The sequence below is a fragment of the Agrobacterium sp. GD03872 genome (assembly GCF_029840625.1).
GTDB classification, from domain to species: Bacteria; Pseudomonadota; Alphaproteobacteria; order Rhizobiales; family Rhizobiaceae; genus Agrobacterium; species Agrobacterium fabrum_A.
Genome location: NZ_JAOCCY010000012.1, coordinates 112071 through 121027, shown reverse-complemented (window position 1 = coordinate 121027; position 8957 = coordinate 112071). Strand labels below are relative to the sequence as shown.

9 protein-coding genes are annotated in these 8957 nt (G+C 60.7%); 6 read left to right on the top strand and 3 right to left on the bottom strand.

Annotated features, from left to right (window positions below; genetic code table 11):
- Window positions 1-62: 62 nt before the first annotated feature.
- Window positions 63-1535 (bottom strand): betaine-aldehyde dehydrogenase, encoded by a 1473-nt coding sequence (gene betB, locus N5D22_RS21095; RefSeq protein WP_279657647.1) that lies wholly within the window; start codon window positions 1533-1535, stop codon window positions 63-65.
- 12 nt (window positions 1536-1547) lie between these two features.
- Complete coding sequence (gene betI / locus N5D22_RS21090; protein WP_020812509.1) at window positions 1548-2168, bottom strand: transcriptional regulator BetI; 621 nt, start codon at window positions 2166-2168, stop codon at window positions 1548-1550.
- Between the two features lie 218 nt (window positions 2169-2386).
- Here betI and N5D22_RS21085 point away from each other — a divergent pair, with 218 nt between their 5' ends.
- The 6 genes from N5D22_RS21085 to N5D22_RS21060 all read left to right on the top strand — a co-directional run bounded on the left by N5D22_RS21085 (window position 2387) and on the right by N5D22_RS21060 (window position 7221).
- Window positions 2387-2935 carry an HdeD family acid-resistance protein gene (locus N5D22_RS21085; protein ID WP_279657648.1) on the top strand — a complete coding sequence of 183 codons (549 nt, stop codon included), beginning with the start codon at window positions 2387-2389 and terminating at the stop codon, window positions 2933-2935.
- Between the two features lie 253 nt (window positions 2936-3188).
- On the top strand, window positions 3189-3425 hold the full coding sequence (locus N5D22_RS21080; RefSeq protein ID WP_279657649.1) for a type II toxin-antitoxin system ParD family antitoxin: 237 nt from the start codon (window positions 3189-3191) through the stop codon (window positions 3423-3425).
- A gap of 185 nt (window positions 3426-3610) precedes the next feature.
- Window positions 3611-5413: an EAL domain-containing protein gene (locus tag N5D22_RS21075; RefSeq protein ID WP_279657650.1), complete on the top strand. Its 1803-nt coding sequence runs from the start codon at window positions 3611-3613 to the stop codon at window positions 5411-5413.
- Between the two features lie 88 nt (window positions 5414-5501).
- A complete protein-coding gene (locus tag N5D22_RS21070; protein WP_279657651.1) occupies window positions 5502-6515 on the top strand; it encodes an NAD(P)H-quinone oxidoreductase in 1014 nt (337 codons plus the stop codon).
- 62 nt (window positions 6516-6577) lie between these two features.
- Window positions 6578-6859, top strand: coding sequence for a DUF6516 family protein (locus N5D22_RS21065; protein ID WP_003520460.1), 282 nt, complete (start codon window positions 6578-6580; stop codon window positions 6857-6859).
- Window positions 6856-7221, top strand: a complete 366-nt coding sequence (locus tag N5D22_RS21060; RefSeq protein WP_279657652.1) for a helix-turn-helix domain-containing protein — start codon at window positions 6856-6858, stop codon at window positions 7219-7221. Before N5D22_RS21065 ends, N5D22_RS21060 begins: the two co-directional genes overlap by 4 nt.
- 686 nt (window positions 7222-7907) lie before the next feature.
- Here the strand turns inward: N5D22_RS21060 and N5D22_RS21055 are convergent.
- Entirely contained in the window at window positions 7908-8948 is a 1041-nt protein-coding gene (locus tag N5D22_RS21055; protein WP_020812515.1) for a sulfate/molybdate ABC transporter ATP-binding protein, read from the bottom strand.
- Between the last annotated feature and the right edge of the window lie 9 nt (window positions 8949-8957).

Here is an 8957-nt window from a genome sequence, read left to right as displayed (position 1 = left end):
CTCCCCCCTTGAGGGGGAGATGCCCGGCAGGGCAGAGGGGGGTAAGCCCCACCCACCAACCGTCAATAAGGCGCGTCCACCTTCCCCGTGCTCACATAAACCGTCTTCAACTCACTATAATGCTCCAACGCGGCGGCCGAATTCTCCCGCCCGAAGCCGGATTGTTTCGAGCCGCCGAAGGGGATTTCGACCGGGCAGAGATTATAGGTATTGATCCACAGCGTGCCCGCCTCCAGCCGGTCGACCACGCGATGGGCGCGGGCGAGATCGGCGGTGAAGACGCCGCCGGCAAGACCGAATTCGGTGGCGTTGGCGCGGGTGAGAACCTCGTCCTCATCGTCGAAATCCAGAACGCACATGACCGGGCCGAAGATTTCCTCGCGGGCGATGGTCATGTCATCGGTCACATCGGCGAAGACGGTCGGCTGCACATAGGCGCCCTCGCCCGAGACATTGTTGGGAATGCCGCCGCCGGTGATGAGCGTCGCGCCCTCCGCCTTGCCCTTTTCGATATAGGCGAGAACCTTCTCCTGCTGGGCCTTGGAGACCAGCGGGCCGAGATGGGTGGCGTAGTCGAGCGGATCGCCGAGGACCATCGCCTCTGTGCGGCGCTTCAGATTGTCGAGGAAACGCTCCTTCGCCTTTTTCTGCACGAAAACGCGGGTGCCGTTGGAGCAGACCTGGCCGGAGGAATAGAAATTGCCGAGCATGGCCCCGCCGACAGCGCTTTCGATATCGGCGTCGTCGAAGACGATTAGCGGCGATTTGCCGCCGAGTTCCATCGTCACATGCTTTAGATGCCCGGCGGCGGCGGCGGCCACCTTGCGGCCGGTCGGCACCGAGCCGGTAAGCGAGACCTTCGCCACATCGGGGTGATTGACGAGCAGCGGGCCGGTATCGCGATCGCCCTGGATGACGTTGAACAGGCCCTTTGGCAGACCGGCTTCGATGAGAATTTCGGCAATCTTCAAGGCGCCGAGCGGGGTGTTTTCCGAGGGCTTGAAGACCATGGCATTGCCGGCGACGAGTGCCGGGGCGGCCTTCCAGCAGGCGATCTGCTGCGGATAGTTCCAAGCGCCGATGCCGACGCAGACGCCGAGCGGCACGCGCTTGGTATAGGCGAAATCGCCGCCGAGCGGGATGTAATCGCCGTTCAGCGCGGCAGGAGCGATGCCGCCGAAAAATTCGAAGGCATCCGCGCCGGAGGTCGGGTCGGCGACGATGGTTTCCTGAATGGGCTTGCCGGTATCCAGCGTCTCCAGCGTGGACAGCGCATCGTTGCGCTCGCGCATGATATCGGCGGCGCGTTTGAGGATGCGGCCGCGCGCCATCGGGCTCATCGCCGCCCATTCCTTCTGCGCACGCTTGGCCGAGGCGATGGCGCGCTCGACGATGGCGGGCGTTGCCGCATGCAGCCGCGCGATCACCTCACCGGTGGCCGGGAAGATGCTTTCGAACGGTGTGCCGGCCGTGTCTTCGACATACACCCCGTCGATGAAATGCGAGGCTTTCGGCTGCGCCTTGAGCGTGGTCATGTCGAAGTCTCCTTAAAGAACGCGGATGGACGGCTTTTGGCGCTGTCCATCGGGAAATGATTTGAGCTGCATGTCGAAATAATCCTCGACAAGCGCCGGCGCGGAGGCGAGACCGAGCGGCGCCGAGCGCAGGCTGTGCCTGATATAAAGCCCGTCGATCAGGGCCGCCGCCCCTTCCGCGATGCGCGCGGCATCGTCTGGCGGGCAGAGCCGGTTGAGGCTCGCCATGAGGTTGGACCTGAGGCGGCGGGAATAAAGCACGAGCAGGCGACGGGTCTCTTCCGAGCGCTGCGCCTCGACATAAAAGGCAAGCCATGCCGCCACGGTTTCGGGCGTGAACTGGTCGCTCTGGAAGGAGACATGTACGATGGCGCTCAGCCTTTCACGCGGACCGGAAGCGCGGGTCAAGGCCGCTACCGCATCACGCCTGAGGTCACGCAGCAGGCTGCGAATGGTTTCCAGCAGAAGCTGCTGCTTGCTGCCGAAATAATGATGCGCAAGCGCCGCCGACACGCCCGCTTCCCGGGCGATATCAGACATTGTCACATTCAGCGAACCATGGTGGCCTATGGTGCGAAGCGCCGCATCCACCAGCGCCTTGCGGCGCAAAGGCTCCATTCCGATCTTGGGCATAATGGCCTCCTTGATGGCGGGCAAAATATTCTTGATTGATCAATCAATCAATAAAAAACGCGCCATTTCATGTCGCGAATTGGCGTCGACGCGACAGGGGGAAGGCAGAAGCGGTTTTCCCCTGTTCATACTGATGATCTGGATCAAATCTTCGATAGGCGCATTGCGCTACGGTGCAATCGTGATAGCGTTACCCGACCATTCAGGGAGACAGCGACATGACGCAGAGTCTCAATGCATCTGGATTTTCACCGCTGAAAGCAAAGTGGGGCTGGCTGCTGGCCCTTGGCCTCATTCTCTTGGCCTTCGGCATCATCGCGCTCGGCAATCTTCTGGTCGCCACCGTCGCCTCCGTCTTTTATGTCGGGGTCATGATGCTGATGGGCGGCGTGCTGCAGCTTTTTCATGCCTTTCAGGTGAAGGGGTGGGAAAGCGTGCTGTTCTGGACGCTGAGCGGCCTGCTTTACGCCATTGCCGGCGTCATCGCTTTCCAGAACCCCGATCTGACGGCGGCCGTGCTGACCTTGCTGATGGCTATTTCGCTCATTGTCGCCGGCATTTTCCGCCTCGTCGTCGGCTTCCGACTGAGACCGGCGACGGGCTGGGGCTGGGTCGCTGCGGCAGGCGCGGTGACGGCGCTGGCGGGTCTGGTGATCGCCGCCGGCTGGCCGGTGAACAGCCTTTGGGTGCTTGGCCTGTTTCTGGCGATAGATCTCATCATGCAGGGTTTTGCAACGGTTACGCTGGCCCTGGCCATGCGCTCATGAAACGCGTGGGCGGTGCGCATATCGCCCATATCGGCCTCGCAGCTATCGGGGAAAAACTAAACCCAAATATACTGCAAATTGGGTATGGAGCGCGTTTCGTGGTAAGATAGGGAATGATACCAATTTCGCTGGATGCGGCGTCCAGACGAAAGCTCTTAAAAACGACCGCCCATAAAAGACCGCCCCCGCCCCGTCCGTGAAACGGGCATTTATCGGGCTCGCGTGGCGGCCATGGAAAGAAGGGAGTGATATCATGCCAATGGTGACAGTATCGATTTCCCCGGAGCAGGCAGCAAGAATGCGCGAGGCCGTGAATTGCGGCGCTTACGCATCCGGCAGCGAGGTCGTCAGGGCCGCGCTGAGACTATGGGCGGCCTCGGCCGAACATGGCGTGGGTGCGAAGTCCACGGACCCCGTCGAAGCGGACCGGGAACGCATGAACGTCGCGGAACTTTATGCCGCTCACACCGGGCACATCCGCCGGGCATAAAAGCCCGGCGCAAACAACCCTGCAAACTGCCGGGGCCGTAACAAAACGTTCATGAAAGCTTCACAGTCGTGAAAGCTTTTGTTGACCTGTCATCTGCGATTGTTCGCCGTAAAAGAGACGGGTTCCTGACGGCGCATTTTCATTCGCCGCACCACCAAAGGAACCGGCAATAGCGGAGAACAGAAATGCAGGCCGTCACGCTGGAGAACGATGTCGTCAGGCGTTTTGCCTCCGGGCACATGTTTCCCATGGCCAAGCTGGTGCTCGAGACGGCGTTCCAGCCGATTGTCGAGGCGACGACGGGCACGATCTTCGGTTATGAATCGCTGATGCGCGGCCATGACCGGCTCGGTTTTTCCAACCCGCTGGCGCTTCTCGACCAGGCCGCCGCCGATGGCGAGCTGAAGGCCTTCGAGCAGATGCTGGCGAGCCGGGCGCTGGCAAAATTTTCCACCCTGCCCGACTTTTCTTCCGCCACCCTGTTTCTCAATCTCGATGTGCGTCTGATCCCGCATGGCGACACCATTCTCGACAAGCTCGTCGGCCATCTGGCGCGGGCCGGCATTCCGGCCTCCTCCATCTGCTTTGAACTTTCCGAACGTTTCGACAATACCAGCGTGCCGGAATTCACGGCGCTGATCGCCCGCATGCGCAAGGAAGGTTTCAAGCTGGCCATCGACGATTTCGGCGCCGGTCATGGCGAGATGAAACTGCTCTGCGATTTCCCGCTGGATTACCTGAAGATCGATCGGCATTTCATCACCGGCGTCGACCAATTGCCGCGCAAGCAGCACCTTGTGCGCAACATCGTCAACATCGCCCATGTTCTCGGCGTCCGGGTGATTGCGGAAGGCATCGAAACGGAAGCGGAATTTCTGACCTGCCGCGAATTCGGCGTCGATCTGGTGCAGGGCTGGCTGATCGCGAGGCCCACGGTCTTCACCAGCGAATTGCCGGAGAGCTTTCCCCACATCAGCCGCATCGGCGTGGCGCGGCGCAGCAGCCAGACGCTGGATGAAATTCTCATCCGTCGCGAAATTGAGCGGCTTCCCACCGTCTTCGAGCACGACAGCGTCGACAGCGTTTTCGAACTGTTCCGCAGAAACCCGCAGCAGGCGTTTTTCCCGGTTCTCAACGCCAATGGCGAACCGCGCGGCGTCATCAACGAATATCATCTCAAGGAATATATCTACCGGCCCTTCGGCCGCGACCTGCTCAAGAACAAGATCTACGAGCGCACCATTTCCCATTTCGTCGATCCCGCCCCGATTGTCGGTCTCGATGCGGATGCCGACCAGCTGATGAACATGTTCGCCAGCATGGGCGGCAGCGCCTGCATCATCCTCACCGAAAACATGCGTTATGCCGGCATTGTTTCCGCCGCCTCGCTCATCAAGGTCATCAATGAAAAGCAGCTGAAAATGGCGCAGGACCAGAATCCGCTGACGGCGCTGCCCGGCAACCGGGCGATTGGCGGCTTCATTGCCGATAGCTGCGGCGACGGCGACGAGACGCGTTTCTTCTGCTATTGCGACTTCGACAATTTCAAACCCTTCAACGACAAATACGGCTTCAACGCCGGCGACCACGCCATCACCCTGTTTTCGGCGCTGATGCGCCGTTACTTCTTTGCCGGCGATTGCTTCCTCGGCCATATTGGCGGCGATGACTTCTTCATCGGCGTGCGTGACTGGACGATGGAGGAGCTGACGGAAATCATCGAGCGGCTGCTCAGCGATTTCCACGACGATGTCGCCGAACTCTATTCGGACGAAGACCGCGCCGCCGGCTGCATGAAAGGCCAGGACCGCCACGGCAACGAGCGGGACTTCGCGCTGCTGCGCTGCTCGATCGGCGTTCTGACTTTGCCGAAGGGGCTGATCATCGCCAATCCCGAGCGGATCGGCAGCGAGATCGCCGGCGTGAAGGCGGCCGCGAAGGAAAACGAAGGCGGCTTCGTGGTGCGGGTGTTCGGCGAGACAAATTGACACTCGCGGCAAACGGCCCCCTTCCCTAAGCGGCGCCCCTGACCTACATCTTCAGGCGACGCCGACACGTGAGGAGTTGCCCCTGGCCATGCCCGACACTATCACCCTGCCCGAAACAATGCGCTTCATCGACCTTCCTTCCCATGGCGGCCCGGAGGTGATGCGGCTTTCGCAGGCGCCTTTGCCGAAGCCTGCGAAAGGCGAGGTCCTGGTGAAGGTCGAGGCGGCGGGCGTCAACCGCCCGGATGTCGCGCAGCGGCAGGGCATCTATCCACCACCGAAGGATGCAAGCCCGATCCTCGGCCTCGAAATCGCCGGCGAGGTGGTTGCGCTGGGTGAAGGCGTTACCGAATTCAAGTTGGGCGACAGGGTCTGCGCGCTCGCCAATGGTGGCGGTTATGCGCAATATTGCACCGTGCCGGCCGGACAGGCCCTGCCCTTCCCCAGGGGTTACAACGCCGTCAAGGCCGCGGCGCTACCGGAAACCTTCTTCACAGTCTGGGCCAACCTCTTCCAGATGGCGGGCCTGACCGAAGGCGAAACCGTGCTCATCCACGGCGGCACCAGCGGCATCGGCACGACGGCCATCCAGCTCGCGAAAACCTTCGGTGCGGAGGTCTATGCCACCGCAGGCTCGGCGGAAAAATGCGAAGCCTGCGTGAAGCTCGGCGCCAAACGCGCGATCAATTACCGCGAAGAGGATTTTGCCGAAGTCGTCAAAGCCGAAACCGGCGGCAAAGGCGTCGATGTCGTTCTCGACATGATCGGTGCGGCCTATTTCGAAAAGAACCTTGCGGCGCTTGCCAAGGACGGCTGCCTGTCCATCATCGCCTTTCTGGGCGGCGCCGTGGCCGAGAAGGTCAACCTCACGCCGATCATGGTCAAACGCCTCACCGTCACCGGCTCCACCATGCGCCCCCGCACCGCCAACGAAAAACGCGCCATCCGCGACGATCTCGTCGCACGGGTCTGGCCGCTCGTCGAAAACGGTCAGGTCGCGCCCGTTATCAACCGGGTGTTCACGCTGGACGAGGTAACGGAAGCCCACCGGCTGATGGAAAGCAGCAATCATATCGGCAAGATCGTGATGCGGGTGTCGTGACGCTCTGAGTGGGATCGTTGTTTTCATTGACAACACACCAAAGTGTTGTTACAAATAACAACATGAAGGCCATTCTGCTCGAAAAGACGCGCAAAGTGATCGACGAGACGGCCTTCTTCGAGGTTGTCCTGTGGCATCTGCCTGAGCCTGTTCCCGGAAGTCTCCACCCGTTCAAATATCGGCTGGCGCTGGTGATCAAAGGGGAATGTGTTCTGCGTTATGACAATGAACGCGGAAAAGGCGATCATCGTCATATGGACGGGCGTGAAGACACCATCGCCTTCACCACGCTCGAAGCCCTGTTCGATGCTTTTCAGGCGGATATGGAAAGGATTTTGTCATGACCGCACTCACCGTCCGTCTCAGCACGATCAAGGATATCAGGAACCGCTTTGTTGCCGCCGGTAATCTGGCCATGTCCGGAAAGCCGGTGGAGGCGAAACCATCCGTCGAATTTTCCAGTTATGAGGACCTGCACCGCATTCTCGCGCCGCTTCGCCTTGCCATCGTGAAGGCTCTCGCCGGACAGGGACCGCTTTCTATCCGGGAGGTTGCCCGTCGGGTCGGGCGGGATGTACAGGCCGTTCATCGCGATGTGACGTCGCTCCTCCATGCGGGCGTTATCGATCGGAACGAGGCTGGCATCGAGTTTCCCTATGACAGCATCCACTTCGAATTCGACGTGAAGGCCGCAGACGCGGCATAGGTGCCGGGCGTCCCCTGGAAGTAATCCCTCTTGCATTACTGACGAATCGTACTACCTTCTAGTTATGTTCAACGTATCGGAAGGAGGTGATCCAATGTCTAGTGAGATTTCGGTCTCTGGTGCAGGCAATGGAAAGGGTGTGTTTTCGACGGGGCAACCCTCGGCGTAAAACCTCTAGCCTTCGGAACGTTGAGAAACAGTCCCGGGTCTGTAAACAGGACCAAACTCATGGAAGGGTCGCCTCGGCGGCCCTTTTCCGTTTTTGGATTGTGGGCGAGTACGTATGCTTGGCTCATCTCTGTGCAGCTTCTCCCTCATCTTTGTGCCTCATCCTCCTCCCTCATCTCTGTGCCTGTCACAGAGATCCAGCCAGACCAAGTCTTTGGGCTGGGAGGAGTCTTTTTCGCCGCGCAGACGCGCGTCGGCTAGATTCCTGTGACAAGCACAGGAATGAGGGTGTGGGTTAAGCTAGCGCTATAAATTCGGCGTCTTATGTTGCTGGTGACACCTCTCTGCCGTCATGCCGGTCGCCGGAACAAGCCCGAGGATGATCCGGCATCCAGCAGGCGCTACGAGAGGGCTCTTTTCAGCCCAAGGACTTGGGCTGGCTGGATTCCGGCTCAAGGCCGGAATGACGGCAAGCTATGAACAGCAATGGGCGGCGGCTGCCACCGCCGCAACCTGTCTCACTTTTTCCCGAACACCTTCCACCGTGTCGGCCGGAAGCGCAGCTCCGCGCCCACGGCGACGGCGGCGTTGAGCGGCACTTCGATTTCGAGGTGATAGGGTTCATGGCCGTTATTGGCGATGTCGATTTCAGCGATGCGGGTGCCGGCGAGGCGGCGACAGGTGGTGACCTTGCCGTAAAGCGCGTCCTTCTCCCCGGTCAGCACCACGTCTTCCGGGCGGAAGAAAAGCTCGCCCTCACCGGAGCCGCTCTCGTCGATGCCGATGCTTTCACCCTGGAACAGCACATGGCCGTCGCGGATCGTCACCGGCAGGCTGGAGGATTCGCCGATGAAGGAGAAGACGAAGGGAGAGTTCGGCGTATCGTAAACATCGTCCGCCGTGCCGACCTGTTCGATCTTGCCCTGGCTCATGACGACGACGCGGTCGGCCAGTTCCAGCGCCTCTTCCTGATCGTGGGTGACGAAGACGGTGGTATGGCCGGTGCGGTCGTGGAATTCGCGCAGCCAGCGGCGCAGCTCCTTGCGCACCTTGGCGTCGAGCGCGCCGAAGGGTTCATCGAGGAGCAGCACCTTCGGCTCGATGGCGACAGCGCGGGCGAGCGCCACGCGCTGGCGCTGGCCGCCGGAAAGCTGCGAGGGGTAACGTTTCTCAAGACCGGAGAGATGCACCATGTCGAGAAGTTCGGAGACCCGCCTGCGGATTTCGGCCTTGGGCGGACGCTTGGCGGAGGGCCGCACCTTGAGGCCGAAAGCGATATTGTCGGCCACCGTCATATGGCGGAACAGGGCGTAGTGCTGGAACACGAAACCGACATTGCGCTCCTGCACCGTGCGGTGCGAGGCGTCCTCGTTGCCGAAGAAAATCTGGCCGGTCGTCGGCTGCTCGAGACCGGCGATGAGACGCAGCAGCGTCGTCTTGCCGGAACCAGAAGGACCGAGCAGCGCGATCAGCTCGCCGGAACGAATGTCGAGCGACACATCGTTCAGCGCCGGAAAGCGGTCAAACTGCTTGGTGATGCCGGAAACTTTCACTTCCATGAAGATGCC

Excerpts from the sequence above, each read along its gene's own strand:
- betB (WP_279657647.1), bottom strand. The coding sequence starts at position 1,535 with ATGACCACGCTCAAGGCGCAGCCGAAAGCCTCGCATTTCATCGACGGG.
- betI (WP_020812509.1), bottom strand. The coding sequence starts at position 2,168 with ATGCCCAAGATCGGAATGGAGCCTTTGCGCCGCAAGGCGCTGGTGGAT.
- N5D22_RS21085 (WP_279657648.1), top strand. The coding sequence starts at position 2,387 with ATGACGCAGAGTCTCAATGCATCTGGATTTTCACCGCTGAAAGCAAAG.
- N5D22_RS21080 (WP_279657649.1), top strand. The coding sequence starts at position 3,189 with ATGCCAATGGTGACAGTATCGATTTCCCCGGAGCAGGCAGCAAGAATG.
- N5D22_RS21075 (WP_279657650.1), top strand. The coding sequence starts at position 3,611 with ATGCAGGCCGTCACGCTGGAGAACGATGTCGTCAGGCGTTTTGCCTCC.
- N5D22_RS21070 (WP_279657651.1), top strand. The coding sequence starts at position 5,502 with ATGCCCGACACTATCACCCTGCCCGAAACAATGCGCTTCATCGACCTT.
- N5D22_RS21065 (WP_003520460.1), top strand. The coding sequence starts at position 6,578 with ATGAAGGCCATTCTGCTCGAAAAGACGCGCAAAGTGATCGACGAGACG.
- N5D22_RS21060 (WP_279657652.1), top strand. The coding sequence starts at position 6,856 with ATGACCGCACTCACCGTCCGTCTCAGCACGATCAAGGATATCAGGAAC.
- N5D22_RS21055 (WP_020812515.1), bottom strand. The coding sequence starts at position 8,948 with ATGGAAGTGAAAGTTTCCGGCATCACCAAGCAGTTTGACCGCTTTCCG.